This is a genomic window from Kordia sp., assembly GCF_050633145.1.
In the GTDB taxonomy this organism is placed as follows: Bacteria; Bacteroidota; Bacteroidia; order Flavobacteriales; family Flavobacteriaceae; genus Kordia.
The window spans coordinates 1-20,736 of sequence record NZ_JBOEFY010000064.1; the positions used below are offsets into that span (position 1 = coordinate 1).

Below are 20,736 nucleotides of genomic sequence, written 5' to 3' on the forward strand. Positions count from 1 at the left end.
CCTTTTCCATTATCACTAACGAGTACATCAATGCTGTTTTCCTTTTTTTGAATCTCCATCTTTACAGCTTTTGCTTCAGAATGCTTTACTATATTACTCAAACTTTCTTGAATGATTCGGTATATATGTAATTCTGCTTCTTGAGATAGCAAATTATCAATATTATCAATTTCTTCCGTAAAAAATAAGTCTGTATTTGCGTTAATATCGTATACCAACGCATTTATTGCTGTTGTTAATCCTAAGCGTTCTAAATTGGAAGGATGCAAACCTCTTGAAATGGTGCGGACTTCTTCTAAGGTTGAACTTGCGAGTTGTTCTGCATTTTCATCGCCTAAGTTTTTAGTGGTTTTGCTTAATAGCATTAATTTTTGTCCAACACTATCGTGTAACTCTCTTGCCACCCGTGAGCGTTCTTTTTCCTGTTGATTGATAAGCTTTTGTGAAAACTGTTCTTGCAGTGCTTGTTTTAAAATAGCAAATTTTCGAGCACGCATTAAATAAATAATTAGAAATAGCGCCAATAAACCTATTCCACCAAAAAACAGCCAATATTTTTTTATTCTATTTTGTGTATATAAAGCTTCTATTTTTGCTTCAGAGAGCTTTTTTTCTTGTACAAATAATAAACTATCCTTTAATTTTTCTTTTTTATATTGATACTTGATATCTAATTCTGCAAATTCTCGGATACTCTTTACATTTAAATCTTTTATTTGCTGTCGTTTATATAACCTATAATATGAGAAGGCAGTTTCATGCTGTTTTAAATCACTATAAGCGTTACTTAAAGCCAAATATCTATTAGCTAACTTACCTGTTGTTTCCATTTCCTGTAATAAATCCAAAGACTTTTTATAATAATGAATTGCAGTTTTTGGATTACCTAATTTTCTATACACATACCCAGAATTTTTATAACTCCTTTCTATGCCTATTTTATCATTTATTAAGCTGGAAATCTCCAAATTCTTTAATGAATAGCTTAAAGACTTTTTGTAATTCTTTTTAGCTCTTTCATAGCGTGCCAAAAAAGCTAAGGCATTTGCTTTACCTTTCAGGTAATGAATTGAATCTGCATATGAGAACGCTTGTTCTGCATATAGTTTGGATAACTCATTATCTACATAAACAACATAAAAACTACTATAATTATTAAGTAAGTTTACTTTTTCTTTATCATTTGGATATGTAGCTAACAAAGCTTTCACTTTGTCATAATATTTTTTAGCTTTCAAACTATCTCGCTTACTTTGAAACAACCTTCCAAATAGGTTATAGGTAGTTGTTAATGAACTTGAATCTTTTAAAATTTCTCGTATTCGTAAGCTTTCTTGTATGGCTTTTAAACTCGATGTATACTCTTTATCTAGCCTATATTGTTCACATAAATGCTGTAAAATGGATGCCTTTTTTAGTAAGAAGTACGAATTAGCGGGTTTCTTATTTAAAATAGTATTAACGACATCTAATGCTTTTGTAAAACTTGATTGCGATGCATTAGGTTTAATAGATAAATATTTGATTCCATTCTCATATAAGTTTTCAAGTTTAAGGCTGTCACTTTGAGCAAATGATATATTCAAAAAAAGTATTCCTATAAGATGTACTACAAAGTTTTTCATGATGCCATTTTTTATACATTTAACGTGTTACTTTTATATGGAACACTCAATGTAATTACAGTTCCTTCTCCCAAAATACTTTCTAAATTCATATTGGTATTTATAATTCTGGCACGTTCAAACAGAGTTTTTAAGCCCAAACTCATATTTTTATATTTTGATTCAATATCAAAACCTTTACCATTATCACTAACCAGTACATCAATGCTGTTTTCCTTTTTTTGAATCTCCATTTTCACAGCTTTCGCCTCTGAATGCTTTACAACATTACTCAAACTTTCTTGAATAATTCGGTATAGATGGAGTTCTGTTTCTTTTGAAAGTGTATTGTCTATATTATCAATTTCTTCCGTAAAAAACAAGTCTGTATTTGCGTTAATGTCATATACCAAGGCATTCACGGCTTCGGTAAGTCCCAAACGTTCTAAATTGGAAGGATGCAAACCACGTGAAATGGTGCGGACTTCTTCTAAGGTTGAACTTGCCAAATTTTCCATATTCGGATTTTCTAATTTCTTGGTTTGTTTGGAAAGTAGCATCAATTTTTGTCCAACACTATCATGCAATTCTCTTGCTAATCGCGAACGTTCTTCTTCTTGTCCTTTGATTAAATCATGAGAGAATTGCTCTTGAAGTTCCTGTTTCGAAATGACAAATTTACGTGAACGAACTAGATAAATGATAGAAAACAGTGCTAATAGTCCCAATCCTCCGAAGAGTAACCATTGATTTTTTACTTTATTTTTTATGGATAGATTTTCAATCTTGACTTCAGCAAATTCTTTTTCTTTAGCAAAGAGCAAACTATCTTTTAATTTCTGTTTTTTAAAGGCGTACGTAAGTTCAAGTCCCTTTATTTTACGGATGTTTTTTTTATTATATATAGAATCAGAATATATTTTATGAAGTTTGGCACTAGCATACGCATCTTTATAATTCCCTATAGCTTCTTCAATTTCGCTTTTTTGTAAATATCCATTAAATATCCATTGTCTATGATTATCTTTTAATGCTAAATCTAAAGATTGTTTACAGTATTTTAATGCGTTTTTGTAATCCTTGGCTTCTTTGTATGCCCAAGCTAATTTATTGGAATAGATAATTTGATAAATAGGAATCTCATTTTTGACACCAAAATCAACACATTCTTTAAATAAAGTGATACTTTTTTTATAATCTCCTAATCCCAAATAGAATTTAGCTAATTGTGCTTTTAGATTGTTTAATCCACTTTGATCGTTTAATGCAGTGAATAATTTTTTAGATTTATCAAAATAAAAGAGCGCCGAATCGGGCTTTTTTGTGATCCCATAATCTTCACCTAAGGTAGAATAATTATGAGCAAGACTAAGTGTGTCTTTGTAGATCGTATTGATATGAATCGCTTTGAATAAATTTTCTTTGGCACGTTCAAAATTCCCTTGAAAATTATGAAGAATAGCCATATTGTGATGTAGGTTAGCAATTCTAAGAGAATCGTTTGTAATATCAAATTGCTCTTTTGCTTTTATAAACTGAGTCATGGCAATAGGATAATTTCCTTGATCATTATTAATAGCGGCAAGGTATTGGTAAATTTGACCTCGCAAGCTATTATTTAGAGATGCTTCAGGCAATAAATCTACGGCTTCGTTTAAGAGATTTTTAGCGCGTGGATTATCCCTTCCAAATAGACGTGAACCTATATTGAATAAAATATCGGCTTTTACAGTATCTATTTTAGCTTCTTTTAGTTCTTTTTCTAAATTGAGAATTACAGTATCTTTTTCTTGTTGCGCAAAAGACAACATGGTGCCAAGACAAATGAAAAGAAGAAGTGAGGGGATTATTTTTTTTGCCATAATTTAGTAGAGGTTAGATCAAAGATTTACTAAAAATACGAAATCTTAAGGTGATAATTTTTATATGTGATTGCAAGATAAAATCAAATGAAAATTATTTCAATAAGTAGCAATACGGATAGTATACGTAGTGGTACGTATAAATTCATAACAAAAAAATCCCAACATTGCTGTCAGGATTTTTTAATAAAGAAATTACTTAGTGGAGTCGGAGAGAATCGAACTCTCGTCCAAACAAGCAATTAAAATGCTTTCTACACGCTTAGTTCTTGTTTAATTTTCGACTAGTAGCTGACCAAAAACCGCCCACTATTAGCTTATCTTCTTAGTTGTAAAAACTACGGCGAAGTTACGTAGTCTCGATGTTGATTTTTATGGTGTCTCTAAATTGGTCGCCATCAACAAGGGCTACCAGGAGACATTCAGCTTTTCCGTCTAACGGAAACTGAGGCTAATCTTACTATAATTCAGATTATGCAGCTAAAGCGTAGTTATTTTCGCCATTTAAAAAGTTTGAAATATGAGATTTACGAGCTATTTCTCAGCGCTCGACGTGCTTACACTTCAATTCGACTCGCTGTCAAAACCAGTCGACCCCAATATGTTTAAGAACTTTTACTTTGTAAAAAGGATTGCGAATTTAGGAATTCTTATCAATCTTACAATAAATAATCATCAAAAAGCATGCAAAACACACTTTATGATGATATATTATGTCATTCTGACACTAGTTTGTGTAAATTAATGTGGTTGTATCGTCTTATGGAAAAAGGCAAATACATGGAACAGAAGGCGTCGGGTTGTCACAAAAGTAATCGCAAATTGGCCATCCACCGCCGCCAAAACCTCCGTTTGTTTGCTTTTGTGCTTTTTTACTTAATAATTTTACACCTTCTAATTCTGAAAGATTTTTTAACATAATAACTTTTTTTAAGATTAATATATCTAAAGCTATTAACAAGCAGTAAATGTTAAGTAAGGTTTATCCGTAGTTAACATTTTTTTAAGCTTCTATGCTCCAAAACTTAATCTATTTTAAACAATGCAAACCATCCACAAAAAATAAACTTTCAATCAGATTAAAAATGAGTTGTAAAAACTTTCAAAATCTAATATCTTCGAAAAAAATTAATAAGGAAAAAAATATATGAAATTCGCCATCATAAAAGAACGTAAAAATCCGCCAGACAGACGTGTGGTATTCTCTCCAGAAAAATTAGCAGAAGCGAATGCACAATTTTCTGAAGCTACTTTTAAAGTAGAATCTTCAGATATTCGCGTGTTTCAAGATGACGCTTATGCGGAAAAGGGATTTGAAGTTTTAAATGATGTGTCAGATTCTGATGTTATGATTGGAGTAAAAGAAGTACCTCTCGATCATTTAATTCCTAACAAAAAGTATTTTTTCTTTTCACATACGATCAAAAAACAACCCTACAATCGTAAGTTACTACAAGCAATGTTGGCAAAAAACATTGAAATGTACGATCATGAAGTCATCACGAAAGAAAATGGTGGACGTCTGATCGGTTTTGGACGTTACGCAGGTTTGGTTGGTGCATACAACGGTTTTCGTGCTTTAGGATTACGCGAGGAATTATTCAATCTGCCAAAAGTAGAAACACTTGCCGATTTAGATGCTGTTAAAAGAGAATTGGATAAAATAACACTTCCAAATATTAAAATTGCACTCTCAGGAACAGGAAAAGTAGCCTATGGAGCCAAAGAAATTTTAGATCATTTAGGAATCAAAGAAATTAGTGATGCGTTATACCTTACATCAAACTTTACAGAACCTGTATACTGTATGATAGATGTTATGGAATATAGCAAACGTGTAGATGGAAAAGTAGGAGATAAGTATGAATTTTATAAAGATCCAAGCGGCTATGAAAGTAACTTTATGCCGTATGCAAAAGTAACGGATTTCTTTATTGCAGGACATTTTTATGGAGATGGCGCGCCGTTCTTATTTACTAGAGAAGATGCCAAACATCCAGAATTTAAAATCAACTTAGTAGCCGATATTTCGTGTGATATTGATGGTCCTGTAGCAAGTACCATTCGCCCTTCAACAATAGCCGATCCTTTTTATGGATATGATGCGCAAACAGAAAAAGAAGTAGCTTTTAATGCCAAAAATGCCATTACAGTAATGGCTGTAGATAACTTACCATGCGAATTGCCAAAAGACGCTAGTGAAGGTTTTGGAGACATGTTTTTACAGCACGTAATTCCTGCTTTTTATAACGGAGATAAAGATGGTGTATTGGCAAGAGCACGAATGACAACTAATGACGGAAAACTTACAGATCGGTATGCATATTTGCAAGATTATGTAGACGGCAAGTAAGACCAAATAAAAATAATTTGTATGAGTTTTTAAGGTTTGGTTGTTTTAATAACAAAGACAACCAAAACCGATAACTCATGAAAAAAATACTTTCAATAGTACTTTGTGTAGTAGCTTTCAGTTTCTTCTCTTGCGAGAATGATGACAATGCTACAACATTACCAAATGAAGATCCACAAGTAAATATCAATTTCGAAGAAAACTTTGGAACTTCCATCAATGCACGTTTCTTAGGACGTGTTGTAAACGAACAAAACGAACCAATTCAAGGTGCAACTATTCGTGTTGGAAATACGATTACCACAACAGACATTTTTGGAATATTCTCTGTCTCAAACGCAAATGCTTATGAGAAATTTGCATACATAACAGCAGAAAAAGACGGATACATCAATGGTTCAAGAGCTATGGCGCCTTCTGCTACTGAAGTGAATCGAGTAGAGATTATGCTATTGAAAGAAGACGTTATAGCAACAATCAATACAGAACAGGAAGCTACCGTAAATCTACCAAACGGAACAGAAGTTACATTTGATGGAAACTTCATAAACACAGATGGTTCATCGTATAGTGGTGATGTAAAAGTAATATTAAAACATCTAAGTCCAGACGATGAAAATATGGATGCAATGATGCCAGGTATGTTATTTGCTCAAGACGCAAGTGGCGATGCAGTTGCTTTAGAAACGTATGGAATGTTAGCTGTTGAACTTAGAAGCGGAGCAGATCAAGAATTACAATTAGCGGAAGGAAGTACTTCTCAAATCTCAATGCCTTTAGCTGCAAATACTACAAATCCGCCAGCAACAATTCCTTTATGGCATTTTGATGAAACAGAAGGATATTGGATAGAAGAAGGAGAAGCTACCTTACAAGGAAATATGTATGTTGGAGATGTAAGTCACTTTTCATTTTGGAATTATGACTATCCGTATCCATCAATATATTTGTGTATAGAACTGCAAGATGAAGACGGAAACCCAATGCCATATGCACCGTTAGACTTATATTCTTCATTACTCAACTCAACAGGAACGTACGGATATACAAATGGAAATGGAGTTGAATGCGGATTAGTTCCTTCGGGAGAAGAATTGACAGTAATTGTACCAGGAGTTTCATGTGTTAATGATCCGTTTACAACAATAATAGGACCTTTTACTTCTGATACTACGGTCGTAGTAACTGTAAATTCACAAAATCAAAATACCTCAACGATAACTGGAACATTTGTTACCTGTGATGGTGATAATGTTACGGATGGATATATGCAATTATACATCAACGGAACATCAGAAATTATTCCTGTATCAGATGGAACAATTAGTTATACAGTATCATATTGTGGAACCTTAGACTATTCTATAAAAGGAATAGATGTAGCAAACAATCAAGTTACTGCTATTACAACGGGAACGCTTAACGGAGATGCAACAGTAGATTTAGGAACATTAAGTTCATGTACAGGATTTGTAGACTCAGACGGCGATGGTATTTTTGATTCGTTTGAAGATTTAAATGGTGACAATGACCTTACAAATGATGATACGGATGATGATGGAATACCAAACTACTTAGATGAAGACGATGACGGAGATGGAATCAATACTGCTGATGAAGATTATGACGGCGACAATGACCCAACGAATGATGATACTGACGGAGATCAAATTCCAAATTACTTAGATGCACAAGATGTTGTTGTATATAGTACAGAGGTTGCTGGAACTAGTTGCGATCCTTTAGTATTTGATCTAGACAATATTATAACAGAATATTTCAGTGGATCAGGAACAGCGAATATGACGTATGTATTTTATGAAAATGAAGCGGATGCTACTTCTGGATCAAACCCAATTACAACGCCAACGTATGAAGTTCCTTTAGCTAGTGTACTTACAAGTCCAGAAATGATCTTTATAAAAGGAACAAGTACAATAACAGGTCAATCTGCTATAGCGATGCTCTATTTATACTATGATTATTTAGATACGGACCAAGACGGACTAACCGATTGTGAAGAAACAACAGGTGTAGATATTCCAGGAACACCTTTAGTTCCAAATGGAACAAGTGATCCAAATGATCCAAACGATCCAAATGTACAACCAGATACAACATTAATTGTAGATAGTTTTTCAGTTTCAGAAAGTGCAGGAACCATTATGATTCCAGTATCGTTAAGCCAAACAAGCAGTCAAAATACAGTAATTAATATAGTTTCTTCTAATGGAAGCGCAGTGAGTCCAGATGATTATTTACCAGTAAATGAAACTATCACAATTCTAGCAGGACAACTAACTGCAGGATATCCAGTAGAAATAAGCATAGTTGATGATACAGATCCAGAAGCCAATGAAGTTATTGTTATTATTTCAACAGTAACTTCGGGAGCGGTTACCAATCCAACAATAGAATCATTCATAAACATAGAAGGTAATGATGGAGGAACATCATACCCAACATCAGGAACTATAGAGGTTTGTAGCAATCCAAATGGAGTAGGAGAATTTGACTTAAATTCTATGGATGCGTATTTCATGGAAGGTGAAGTACCAGGCACAACTACAGTAACATATCATTTAACGCAAGTCGATGCAGATGCTAATATGAATGCATTAGTATCTCCATTTATTGTAGATGCTGTGAGTACTATTACATTATTTGTTCGTATTGTTTCGCCAACAGGAGAAATTCAAATATCGACATTAGTATGTGTAGTATATCCAACACCATTAGCTGTTTCTGGACTTAGTTTAACAGGATGCGACGGAAATGGAGACGGCATCACATTATTTAACCTTCAAGATTTAGATGCGCAAATTTTACAAACGCAAGCAGATCAGGATTTTGTAATTACATATCACCAAACGCAGGCAGATGCAGATAATAATACGAACCCTATACCAAGTACGTATGAAAATAGTATAAATCCAGAAACAATATATTATAGAATAGAAAGTCTAAATTCCGATTGTTTTGCAACGGGAAGCATTGATTTGATTGTTGATCCAGACTGTTAATTGAATATCATAAGTCAAAATTAAAATCAAGCAAAAGCTGTCTGAAAATTTTTTCAGACAGCTTTTTTAGTAAATATTCATGAATGAATTTATAAAAAAACATGTTTTAAAACGGCAGAAAACTTACAGAAATAAGATTACAAAAACGGAAAAACAATCTATCACATACCTAATTAAGAGGGAAATAAATAGTTGTTTAGTAGGAAAACTTATGCTATAGTTGTTATCTTAGTAAATAAACTAATCAAAACCGATGAAGAAATCACTAGTATTCCTATGCTGTCTACTATTGTTTTGTACGTTTTCATGCGAAAATGACGACAATGTAATACCACAGCAAGTTGCAGAAGAAGAGCAACCAGAAACACCAATCAACTTTGAAGAAAACTTTGGATCAACAGTAACCGCACGTTTTTTAGGGCGCATTGTTGATGAAGACAACAATCCAATTCAAGGAGTTACCATCCGAATTGGAACCACTGTAACAACTACTGATTTATTCGGTATGTTTTCAGCTTCAAGTTCCGAAGTATTTGAAAAATTTGCATATATCAATGCAGAAAAAACAGGATATATAAAAGGTTCTAGAGCCTTGTCGCCTTCAACTACAGAGGTAAATCGTGTAGAAATCATGTTATTAAAAGAAGATGTTATTGCAACAATTGCTTCTGGAGAAACTGCAATGGTAAATCTTACGAATGGTACAGAAGTATCTTTTAGCGGAAACTACACTCGCGAAGACGGAACGCCTTACAATGGACAAGTAGATGTCGTTTTAAAACACCTAAGTCCAGAAGACGAAAACATGGAGGCAATGATGCCAGGAATGTTATATGCACAAGATGGCAGTGGAGATGCTGTAGCTTTAGAAACGTATGGAATGATTGCAGTAGAACTGAAAAGTAGTTCTGGAGAAGCATTGCAACTATCTGAAGGAAGTACGTCACAAATAACAATGCCAGTACCAGCAAACTCAGTCAATCCGCCAGCAACAATTCCTTTATGGCACTTTGATGAAGAAGCAGGATATTGGATAGAAGAAGGAGAAGCAACCTTACAAGGAAATATGTATGTTGGAGAAGTAAGTCACTTTTCATTTTGGAATTATGACTTTCCATTTCCATCAATCTATTTATGTATAGAATTAGTAGATGAAGGTGGAAGACCATTAGCATATTCGGAATTAGATATATACTCTTCATTATTAAACGCTACAGGAACGTACGGATATACAAACTATTTAGGAGTAGAATGTGGTTTTGTTCCAGCAGATGAAGAATTAACAGTAACAGTTCCAAATCCATTATGTCCAGGAGAACCATTCTCAACTACAGTTGGTCCTTTTTCAACAGATTCAACAGTTACAGTTACGGTAACAGGAAATCAAAATACAACTACACTCGAAGGAACATTTGTAAACTGTGATGGCGATAATATAACTGATGGATATGTTCAATTATTTATTGATGGAAACTCTGAAATTATTCCTGTAACAGATGGAGCAATTAGCTATACAATTTCGTATTGTGATACGTTAGAATATTCATTAAAAGGTGTAGATGTAATCAATAATCAGGTTACTGAAATTATCACAGGAACTTTAGACGGAAGTGAAACGATCGATTTAGGCGCTTTAAGTTCATGTACAGGATTTGAAGACACAGATGGAGATGGCGTATTTGATACGTTTGAAGATCTAAACGGTGATAATGACCTTACGAATGACGATACGGATGATGATGGAATTCCAAATTACCAAGATGCAGACGATGATGGTGATGGAGTAGATACAGCAGATGAAGATTATGATGGAGACAATGATCCTACGAATGACGATAGTGATGGAGATGGAACACCTGATTATTTAGATACTGAAGATGTAATGGTATTTTCAACAGAAGTAGCAGGAACAGGTTGCGATCCTGTACAATTCGATTTAGATGCAGTTGCAGCTTCAGAAGGAAACGATTTACATACGTATGCGTTCTATCTAACAGAAGCAGATGCGCTAGCAGAATCAAGTCCGTTAAGTTCTCCTTTCGGAGTATCTATTGCTGATTTAAGTACTAACACACAAAATATTTATGTAGTAGCTACAAACAATACTTCAAATCAAACAGCAATTGGACAGGTGTTTTTATATTGGACTTCTGAAGATTCAGATAATGATGGTCTTACTGATTGTGAGGAAACCACAGGAATTGACGATCCAAATACAAACTTAGTACCAAGCGGAACTAGTAATCCAAACGATCCAAACGATCCAAATCCGCTACCAGTAGCAACTTTAAGTATCAATGATGTAACGGTTAATGAAGGAGATGGAACAGCTACAGTTCCTGTAACGCTAGATGTTCCTAGTGATATAGATACAGTAATTAATGTTTCTACTTCTAACGGAAGTGCTTCGCAAAATTTAGACTATACTGCAACGGTACAATCATTAACAATTCCAGCAGGTCAATTATCAGTTGATTTTACAGTACCAATCTTAGATGATTCTAACTATGAACAAACAGAAGAATTTACGGTATCTGCAGATGTTGTTTCAGGAAACGTATTAAATCCACCTGGAGTAACGATCTCAGCAGCAGTAATTATTGTAGACAATGAAATAACAAATACGTTCAGTATTGGAAGTGTAACTGTTGATGAAAATGCAGGAACCGTTTCCGTTCCTGTAACAATAGATAATCCAGCGTCGATTGATACTGTAATTAGTATATCTACAACAGATGAAACCGCTACACAACCAATGGATTATACGACAACGGTACAAACACTAACCATTCCTGCAGGTCAAATGTCAGGAACTGTAATTGTTCCTATAATTGATGATGCAGATAATGAATCTAATGAGGTATTCTTGGTAATTGGTTCAGGTTTTTCTGAAAATGTTTCAAATCAACTAAATGAAGGCCTTATTACAATAGTAGATAATGATGCCGCAAGTTACCCAACAACAGGTGAAATTGAAATCTGCGCAAGTCCTACAAATGGTGCTTTATTAGATTTGAACAACATGGATGTTTATTATGCTAGTGGCGATTCTAATGCAGTCATAAGTTACCATTTAACTGAAGCAGATGCACAAGCTAATGTCGGAGCTATAAGTTCTCCGTATCAATTATTTGATAGCGCAATTGTTTATGTGAGAATTTCAAATAATGCTACAGGAGCCTTACAAGTATCTACATTAAACTGTATACTAAATTTTGAACCAGCAGAAGTTATTGGTGTAACAATGACAGAATGTGATGGTGATGGAGACGGTTTTGGAACTTTTGACCTTTCACAGTTAGAAGCACAAGTAGTACAAGGACAATCAGGAGTAATTGTAACGTATCATGAAACGGCTCAAGATGCAAGCAGTAACGTAAATCCTATTCCAACGACGTACACAAACATAGTAACCAGTCAACAAACAATATTTGTTCGTGTAGAAAACCCAACAACAGGTTGTTTTACAGTAGGTGACATTATTCTTTTTATTGATCCAGATTGTTAAAAAATTAAATAAAAATATAAGCATGAAAAGCATCTCACTAACGAGATGCTTTTTTTATAGATAAAAATGTTTGTATAGTTAAAAATGAAATCCAAAGTAAACTTCCAAAACCTATGGTAGTTCCCCAAGTGCGTATTCTGTATTCTGGATGCGAAATACAACGCAAACAATCTTTAAATAGAATAATTGGATCGCTGAATAATTCCCATGAATTCCAACGTTGAAATCTACCCAAGTATATTCCAAATCCACATAAAAATACAATCATAAATAATATGCGTTTAGCCACAGTTACATTCCACTTTTCTGTCAATACACAAAATACCTGATGCATAGAAATAGCTCCTAAAAGTAAACCTGTCCAAGCGAAAGTAAATAACATAAAAAGATCTAACCAAAGTATCGATGTTGCTGTATTTCGTAAATGAATTAAATCGGTAATCAAATACGGTGCATTTGGCAAAAACAATAACCAGAATCCTAAAACTAACAACAGCGGAAATCCCTGCTTTTTTATCCAATGAGTTTGCAAAAGCCATGAAGAAAGCGCATATGGAATAATGGCTAAAAATAAATTCCAAACCATAAACAAATAATCCAGATTATGAGCTATATAAAACCTGAAAATTAGCAATACTGTACAAAAAGCACAACTCAAAAATGTGATGCGATGTAGTTGAAAAGAATTTGAATTCATACTTTTAAATTATGTTTTGACTTATAAAATTGCCTTCTTAGCATGTAAGAGATGAAAAGGAGTAATACCCAAAAATACGGTTCGCTCATGCGACGTGTTTCTGTGCCTGCTTTCTCAGTATAATCTTTCTCCATAATATCTTTTTGCAGATTTCTTAAACGCGCTTCTTGTTCTTTGGTTTCTAAAGAGATAAATGTAGTACTATGTGTCAAAATATTTTGAGAAAAACTTTCGCGTAATGCACGTATCCAATGGTCTTTTTTACGTTTCGGATTCAAGTCGTTCAAATCATGAAACAATCGCAATTGCAATGCATTTAAAAACGGATTTCCAGAAAAATCACGATCTAGCGTAGCAGTTTTATCCAAGCTAATTAAGGAAGGTTGACCGTCATTGCGAATAAAATACGTTTCTTCATTTTTTGGAAAAGCTAATAGCTCTATCGTTTCAGGTAATTTTTTATTCCAATGCGAACATTCTACCAAGTTATCATAAGAAAATGCTTTTTCTAACTCTAATGATAAAAATTTTCCGTTAAATCGATTTTCATACGGCGCATACACTATAACATACGGAATGCGCTTTTGATCGCGATGTAAATATTGAATTTGCTTGATTGCCTTTTGATAATTAAATGCACTCTCTTTTGCACGTGTAGGCGTTCCCCAATTTATAGCAACATCTACATATAAAACATTGACTTTCTTTTGATTTTCTGGTGATAGTCCTCTAAAATCCTCTTCAAACTGTTTTCGAAACTCAGCTCCGATAGTCGTATTATCAACTACAAAATAATAATCTACAGGCGCCGATGCTTTCGATAAATTCTTCTTTGCAGCAGTTGGAATATAAAAAGAGTTTTCGCTTAATTCCACAATATTCTGTGCTAATGGTTTTACGTCAATAGCAATAGGCGTATCGTTAATTGAAAAATGTACAGGTGTTCTGTGGTACAATGTAAATCCTGAAGTGCGTGTTTCCTTCTTCCCGAAAGGGAAAATTTTCAAAGAAAGTACACCATCATATAAATACTGTAAAATACCAGGATCTAGAAGTCTTGCTGTAATTCGATTATAAATCCAATTGGCAGCTTTCTTTTCGGCTAAAATTCCGTAGGTTCTTCGCCCTTCAATGTCTAAATAATAATCGGTAATAAACACATCTTTTGGCAAGGTAAATTCGCTTTGAAACTCAAGCATACCACGATCATCTAAGTTGGTAATGGCTAAATCGACTTGTGTTTTGTAAAAATCATCTTTGGCAACATATTCGGTGTTGTAGGTATATGTCAATGTTGAATTTGCTTTTAACGGCGGATTGTAATTGTTCCAATCAAATAACTTTTGCCCAAAAAACAAGTGTTTTATCTCTGTTCTTTTTTTTGTGGAAACTTGTAAATTATCAAACACATACCAATCGTAAAGAATAGAAAGTAACGGCAATTTATTTTTACTCTGTATTACAGAAAACTTGCTCTTTTCTTTTGGCATTTGTTCTAAAATATACTGTAGTTTTTCAACATCATAATCTTTATAACTTCTGTCGGAAGCGTCAAATTGATCGGTTTCTGCAATAATTTCGTTGAGGTAATTTCTATGATCTATACAAAAACCTACAAAGCATATTGGAAGAATTGATATGCAAATAAAACTCCAAGTAATCAATTTCTTTTTGCCATATTTTTGACAGACGATTGGAAATTGTCTCGACATAATTTGATACTGTAATATCATCAAAACAATTGGCGTTAATAGTAGCAATCCTGCGCCTAAAAAAAGCAATGCCACAAAAGACAATGGTATGTATGGTAAAAAAACAATAAAGAAGTAAATAACAACCGGCAAACCAATGGAAGCTAGTAAAAAACCAATCAGTTTTAGAAAAGTATCCGTATTCAATAACAATCCTAAACCAATAGCATTTACAGCAATAGCAATGTAAATAAGCGGATAATTGAAACTTCCGAAATATTTGAATTGTAAACTTAACACCAATCCTATATACGGAAAGACAAATCCAAAAACTATTAATAACAACGGACTATATTTTGTTAGATTTTTTCCAACAAGATTCCCTAAAATAAAACGAAAAAAGAAAAACAGAAAAGTGGTAATAGCTATGCAAAGTGCTACTTTCATTATAAATATATCCAAGCGTAAAAAACCACCTTCAGAACCGCGAAACATAGGAATAAGTATCGTTCCTATAATGTATAAAAACAAAGGAATTATGACGGATAAGGCAAAGTTTTGAATGTTTTCTGCTTTGCTGCCATTAGGTCGAAAATATTTAAAAATAAGATCTACAATAGCATGAAACATCGCAGGAATTGTCAAGTATAGCGGAATAATTTCATAATTAATACCAGACGATCTTATTAGTGGTATTTGATTGAATATTCTCAATTCATACAAAGTAAAAAGGAAAACAGTATAACATAAAATAATAGCAACGGGAAGTATCCATGCTTTACTAAGTTGATTCACTTCAAGTACTATCAACACAGAAAAAAGAAGAATTAAAACTCCCCAGTAAGTAGCAATTGATGTAAAGTCAAAAAGATTTCCTTCGGGCGAATTGAACGCATTGTAAAACAACCAACCTAAGAATAACTGTGGAAGAATTAAGGAAAGAAAATAACGAAAAGTTTTATGTAGTTTGAACGGTAACATATTTTGATGAGATGAAGTGATTTATAAAAAGTAATATGAAAATGTATAAGATGCTTCCAAGTGCTAAATGCGCCGTTTTTGGATCTATCAATGCATGTGTCCATTCCCAATCGGCTAACTTTATGGCGCTAATAATGCGTGCTGTATTGGCAATAATCATAATGAAATAACTGCAAACTCCTAAGAAAATGATGTGTAAAAAACTCTTTGTAATTCCTTGGAATTTCAACAGTTTAAAACATAACAATGCAAAACAGATGATAAAGAAATTGCCGCCTGCACACGATTTTTCAATAATAATTCCTGTTGGTGAACTAAAGCCAAGCGCATCAATCCATTGAAAAGAATGATTTGTAAACAATTCAATTATTGGAATCATTGGATATAAAAACCATTTTAGCATTGCTAAAGATGCAACACTATACAAAGCTTTTAAGACAAGAATAAGCCCGATTGAAAAGCCTAATTTGAGCGTTATTTTTTTCATGTGTTTATATGTATTGTTTTTTATTTGATGTTGCTTTTATATAATCATTTCCATGAGTATCGAAATCTCGTTATGGAAGATGATAACTTATAATTGCACCTACGTAGCATAAACCAATAGGAACATTGATAATCATTAAAATCAACAATCGTAGAATCTTTTTCTGTTTCACTTTGCTATGTACTAGTGTGATATAAAGTGTAAAAACCAAAATACTATTAATCAATATGGCAAGCAATGCATAATAAATACCTAAGTTCAAAATAGCCATTGAACCTGCATTGTAGAAATACGCCATGAGTAAAAAAGTGCCACCCAAAAAACTGAGAATTGCAGTAATTTTAGCTGCTTTTAGTAAATTATATATAAAAGGAATATTCATTGAATTGAAATTGAAATTGAATTTGAATTTGAAGTTGAAGTTGAAATTGAAATTGAAGTTGAAAACGAAACCCGAACTTTTCAGTCCTCCAATTCCAAAAAGCGGGAATCGTTTTCTCATCAAACTAACTTTTTTTGTTAGGTGTTAGGTGTTAGGTGTTAGGTGTTAGGTGTTAGGTGTTAGGTGTTAGCTTGGTTTGAGACCCAATACCCAATACCCAAAACCTGATTAACCAACAACAGGCTGAGCGGAGTCGAAGCCCCAATCAATTTTTCGAGATACATACATGACAATTCCGAGAATGATAAACAACCCAATACTTCCTACGAGCAATGCATAGTTTTCCATCTGAATAATCACAAAAATAAAACTGTACAATGCAGTCAATGTAGTACCAATTAATACAGGGAATTTTAAGTTTTTTAAGATGGATTTTGAATAGAGTGTAATCATCACAATAACGGCAGTTCCGGCAATGAGATATGCTTTAAAGAAACTACTGTGTTCAGAAATAGAAATCAGTAAAGTATAAAACATAATCAATGCAATTCCGATCATTAAATACTGAAACGGATGAATAGAAATTTTGCTCAGTGTCTGAATTAAGAAGAAGACTAAAAAGGTCAGTCCAATGACTAAAAAGCCATATTTTGCTGCGCGTTCACTCTGTTGATATTCGTCAAGCGGAATAATAAAATCGGTTCCAAAAGCATACTGATTCAAATTAGGAAGCACTCTAAAATACTGTTGCGAAAATGAACGATTGGTGTGTAAAAGTTTCCAATTGGCTTCAAAACCGCCATTTTCGGTAGTGCGTTTGCTTTGTGTAATAAAACTTCCTGTGTGTTTTGGATGTTTCCAATCGGAAGTCATTTGCACATTTGTCAGTTTTCCAATCGGAATAAATCGAATGCTTTTGCTACCATTATACGCAAGCTTAAAATCAAAAGAACGCGTTGTTGTATTAGGAAGATCTTCGAGTGCTATAAACGAACTTTCTAAAGCATCTAATTGTGAATTGCCATTTGCTTTGGTTTCAAAATTATATGTATTTCCGTTTAAATTTAATTTTACTTCACTTTTCAAACCTTTCAAATTGGTCGTCTTAATCTCCAACGTAGCTTTTTCCCAAACAATGTCTTCAGCTGCAATTGATTTCGAAGAAAAATCGGGAATTTCAAAGCTTCCAGAAGTTGCAATGTCTGCTGCAAAAACAGTCGTTTCGTAGTTGTTTCGTTTCTTAAGTGTTGTTTTTACATCTGCATTAATATCCAATGTCTTAGGAAAAAAGTACGCATACTTTAATTGTGTAGATTGCTTCTTTTCAGTTTGTTGTGTAACTTCATTAAAAATCACACTTTCTTGATACGTCTTATACGGAACTTTTAAAATAGGTCCGTACAGGAGAATTTCATTTCCCCATTTGTCGTTCAACTCGCTTACTACGTCTTGTTGTCGCGTTTCACGTTCTTTAATCAAATCTTGAATCAGCGAAAGCGGAATCATAAGTAATAAAGTCAATGCGCCTGTAATTACGAATTTTGCTGTGATAGAAGATTTAAACCAAGTCAACAGCTTTTTGTTGTTTGTTTCTGTTTGATGTATTTCCATTTTTGTTAGTTTTAAAAGTACTTTGAAATTCAAAGTAAATAGATAAAAAAAAAGTTTCAAGGTGTTAGGAGTGAAGCCTAACGTATATTAGTATTGTATGTAAAATTTGTTGTTCATGATATAATTATTCGCTCTTTCTAATCAATTGTTCCAAGGCTTCAATATGTTTTTTAAATTCAAGTTTCCCTAATTTTGTAGCACTGTAACGTGTATTTGGCTTTCGCCCAATAAACTGTTTCTCTACCTTAATATAGTCTACTTTTTCAAGTGCTTTGGTGTGACTTGCCAAGTTGCCATCGGTGACCGAAAGCAGTTCTTTCAGCATTTTAAAATCGGCGTATTCGTTTACCATCAGTATAGACATAATGCCCAAACGAATTCGATGATCAAATGCTTTATTTATGTTATTTATAATACTCACAATTACTTTGCTGTTCGTTCTAAAAGAATATACATCAATCCGCCATAAATGATATGAAAAATACCAAAACCAATTGCCCAAAAATACAAACCATATCCGACATATTGTGTAGAAATGAGTCCAAGAATAATATTGGCATATCCTAAAAATTTTACATGTCCAAACGTATATTTACTAGCATTGACACATGCCAAACCATAAAAAATTAGTGTAGTTGGCGCTACCAATCCTATAATGCCTTTTTGTATTAAAATTAAGGTGAAAATTCCTCCAGTAGCTAACGGAATTAAAAAGTTGATGAGTAATTTAAGTGCTGCTTTGTCAAACATTTTCTCACCATTTTTTCGAGCTTTTCGTTGTGTTAAAATAATGCCTGTAACTACTGCCAAAAATAATACTACGGCAGCTATTAGTAACAGTTTCATGGTAATACTGTTTGTGTAATGATATGCGTTTTTATCATAAACCGCAATCAATTCTTGGCGAGCAAACCAAGCGCCAATTAAGGCATAAATTCCTGCCATGATTCCGGAGAGTCCGCTTAATGAAATAAACCGAGATGATTTATTCATGAGATTCTTAATCTCTTTAATGTCTTTTAGATAGTCTGATGATGTCATTTTAAAAGTACTTTGAAATACAAAGTAAAATAAAAAATGTCGATTGCACAAGAAAAAAAATGCTTTTGCTTTAAAATTCATATAAATATTACCTTGTGCTTTGATGCTATGTGAGATTATTTTAGTTTTAATCGTTCATAGAATTACAGACATTTTCAAAATAAACCGAGAAAATTACCATTATGAAATACTATATTTTATTCTTGTTATTTGCGAGTACATTAACTGCGCAAACCATCAATATACCTGATGCCAATTTTAAAAAAGCTTTGCTAGATGATTATAATGTAAAAGATTTGCACGGAAGTTCTTTGAAAATTGATGCGAATAACGATGGTAAAATTCAAATAAGTGAAGCAGAAAAGGTAGGAAGTTTAGAATTATTTGAAGAAAATATTAAATCGCTAAAAGGTATTGAGCATTTTAAAAATTTAATGTCATTAAGCTGCATGCGAAATGATTTGACTTCTCTAAACATAAGTAAACTTGTACACCTTAAAGAATTGTATTGTTTAGGGAATAAATTAACTTCTTTAGATGTCTCTAACTTAAAAAACTTAGTGATTTTAGAGTGTAGCTATAACAATCTAAAAATGTTGGATGTTTCAAAATCAGAAAGCCTTTTATCATTGGATTGCTCAGGGAACAAGTTAACTTCTCTCACGTTACCTAATGCAGGAAAACTTGAATACTTAGATTGTGCTGCTAATGATTTAACATCTTTAAATGTAAACAAATTGACAGATGTAGTAGATCTAAACTGTGCTCAAAATAAACTTACGCAATTAGATGTCGGTAAATTATCTAATTTGATTGAGTTTAATTGTAGATCCAATAAAATTACTTCCTTAGATTTTTCAAATTTGGTTCAAATGGTACTGATCGATTGTACTTTTAATGATCTACAAAGCTTGAAGGTTTCCAATCTGATCAATTTAGAATCGTTAATATGTTATACAAACCAGTTACGCGCGCTAGATTTGAGTGATTTAGAGAGTTTGAGAATTTTAAAGTGTGGATCAAATCAAATAGATAAATTAGACATATCTAATGCACTTAATTTAGAAATATTGAAATGCGGAAGAAATAAATTAACAAAATTAGAATTGTCCAATAAATATTTAGAGCAATTAGAGTGTGATGAAAATCAACTTACAGCTTTAGATGTCTCTAAATGTTCTTATTTACGTTCCATAAAGATTAAGCGCAATCCTATTGTTACGCTAAATTTAAAAAACTATGATGATTCTCGTTTTTCCAGTTATGCTAATATTTTATATAATCTTCCTGATTTAAAATATGTGTGCACAGATGCATCTGAAATAGAAAAAATTAAAAAGGAGCTAAAAGAATATAACAAAGACAATGTAGCAGTTAGCGAATCTTGTAATTTTTAATAACTTTCCAGTTGAATCCTTCTTTTTTCTGAATTCAACAAGAGAATTTTCTTTAAAAATGTTTTCAGAATTATATAATTTACTCATAATGAATAATAT

Annotated in this window: 14 protein-coding genes and 1 other RNA gene; 4 read left to right on the plus strand and 11 right to left on the minus strand. The window is 33.0% G+C overall.

The genetic code is table 11. The features are described 5' to 3' along the window. From ACRBBL_RS23460 to ACRBBL_RS23475, 4 genes are all read right to left on the minus strand, one after another. Window positions 1-1,625, minus strand: a 1,625-nt coding sequence (locus ACRBBL_RS23460) for a tetratricopeptide repeat protein (protein WP_431371536.1), incomplete at its 3' end; no start/stop codon positions are given. 11 nt (window positions 1,626-1,636) lie between these two features. Then, on the minus strand, window positions 1,637-3,466 hold the full coding sequence (locus tag ACRBBL_RS23465) for a tetratricopeptide repeat-containing sensor histidine kinase (protein WP_431371537.1): 1,830 nt from the start codon (window positions 3,464-3,466) through the stop codon (window positions 1,637-1,639). A gap of 200 nt (window positions 3,467-3,666) precedes the next feature. After that, window positions 3,667-4,064: a transfer-messenger RNA gene (gene ssrA, locus ACRBBL_RS23470) on the minus strand. A 162-nt stretch (window positions 4,065-4,226) separates the two neighbouring features. Next, window positions 4,227-4,385, minus strand: coding sequence for a hypothetical protein (locus tag ACRBBL_RS23475; protein ID WP_431371538.1), 159 nt, complete (start codon window positions 4,383-4,385; stop codon window positions 4,227-4,229). A 228-nt stretch (window positions 4,386-4,613) separates the two neighbouring features. On the opposite strand from ACRBBL_RS23475, the gene ACRBBL_RS23480 reads away from it, so the two are divergent. The 3 genes from ACRBBL_RS23480 to ACRBBL_RS23490 all read left to right on the plus strand — a co-directional run bounded on the left by ACRBBL_RS23480 (window position 4,614) and on the right by ACRBBL_RS23490 (window position 12,350). Beyond that, a complete protein-coding gene (locus tag ACRBBL_RS23480; protein ID WP_431371539.1) occupies window positions 4,614-5,819 on the plus strand; it encodes an NAD(P)-dependent oxidoreductase in 1,206 nt (401 codons plus the stop codon). Window positions 5,820-5,896: 77 nt separating this feature from the next. After that, on the plus strand, window positions 5,897-8,842 hold the full coding sequence (locus ACRBBL_RS23485; RefSeq protein WP_431371540.1) for a Calx-beta domain-containing protein: 2,946 nt from the start codon (window positions 5,897-5,899) through the stop codon (window positions 8,840-8,842). Window positions 8,843-9,095: 253 nt separating this feature from the next. Then, window positions 9,096-12,350 (plus strand): Calx-beta domain-containing protein, encoded by a 3,255-nt coding sequence (locus tag ACRBBL_RS23490; RefSeq protein WP_431371541.1) that lies wholly within the window; start codon window positions 9,096-9,098, stop codon window positions 12,348-12,350. Between the two features lie 37 nt (window positions 12,351-12,387). Here ACRBBL_RS23490 and ACRBBL_RS23495 read toward each other — a convergent pair whose 3' ends face one another. The 7 genes from ACRBBL_RS23495 to ACRBBL_RS23525 all read right to left on the minus strand — a co-directional run bounded on the left by ACRBBL_RS23495 (window position 12,388) and on the right by ACRBBL_RS23525 (window position 19,240). Continuing rightward, window positions 12,388-12,936 carry a DUF1361 domain-containing protein gene (locus ACRBBL_RS23495; protein ID WP_431371542.1) on the minus strand — a complete coding sequence of 183 codons (549 nt, stop codon included), beginning with the start codon at window positions 12,934-12,936 and terminating at the stop codon, window positions 12,388-12,390. A gap of 107 nt (window positions 12,937-13,043) precedes the next feature. Beyond that, window positions 13,044-15,719 carry an MSEP-CTERM sorting domain-containing protein gene (locus ACRBBL_RS23500; RefSeq protein WP_431371543.1) on the minus strand — a complete coding sequence of 892 codons (2,676 nt, stop codon included), beginning with the start codon at window positions 15,717-15,719 and terminating at the stop codon, window positions 13,044-13,046. Then, window positions 15,697-16,206, minus strand: coding sequence for an exosortase K (gene xrtK, locus ACRBBL_RS23505; protein WP_431371544.1), 510 nt, complete (start codon window positions 16,204-16,206; stop codon window positions 15,697-15,699). Before xrtK ends, ACRBBL_RS23500 begins: the two co-directional genes overlap by 23 nt. A gap of 70 nt (window positions 16,207-16,276) precedes the next feature. Continuing rightward, the gene (locus ACRBBL_RS23510; protein WP_431371545.1) at window positions 16,277-16,708 is read right to left on the minus strand and encodes a hypothetical protein; all 432 of its coding nucleotides are present in this window, start codon (window positions 16,706-16,708) and stop codon (window positions 16,277-16,279) included. A 108-nt stretch (window positions 16,709-16,816) separates the two neighbouring features. Further along, window positions 16,817-18,199 carry a cell envelope integrity protein CreD gene (creD, locus tag ACRBBL_RS23515; RefSeq protein WP_431371546.1) on the minus strand — a complete coding sequence of 461 codons (1,383 nt, stop codon included), beginning with the start codon at window positions 18,197-18,199 and terminating at the stop codon, window positions 16,817-16,819. 124 nt (window positions 18,200-18,323) lie between these two features. Next, complete coding sequence (locus ACRBBL_RS23520) at window positions 18,324-18,620, minus strand: winged helix-turn-helix domain-containing protein (protein WP_431371547.1); 297 nt, start codon at window positions 18,618-18,620, stop codon at window positions 18,324-18,326. Between the two features lie 2 nt (window positions 18,621-18,622). Then, a complete protein-coding gene (locus ACRBBL_RS23525; RefSeq protein ID WP_431371548.1) occupies window positions 18,623-19,240 on the minus strand; it encodes a hypothetical protein in 618 nt (205 codons plus the stop codon). Between the two features lie 182 nt (window positions 19,241-19,422). Here ACRBBL_RS23525 and ACRBBL_RS23530 point away from each other — a divergent pair, with 182 nt between their 5' ends. Further along, the gene (locus ACRBBL_RS23530) at window positions 19,423-20,637 is read left to right on the plus strand and encodes a leucine-rich repeat domain-containing protein (protein WP_431371549.1); all 1,215 of its coding nucleotides are present in this window, start codon (window positions 19,423-19,425) and stop codon (window positions 20,635-20,637) included. Window positions 20,638-20,736: the final 99 nt, after the last annotated feature.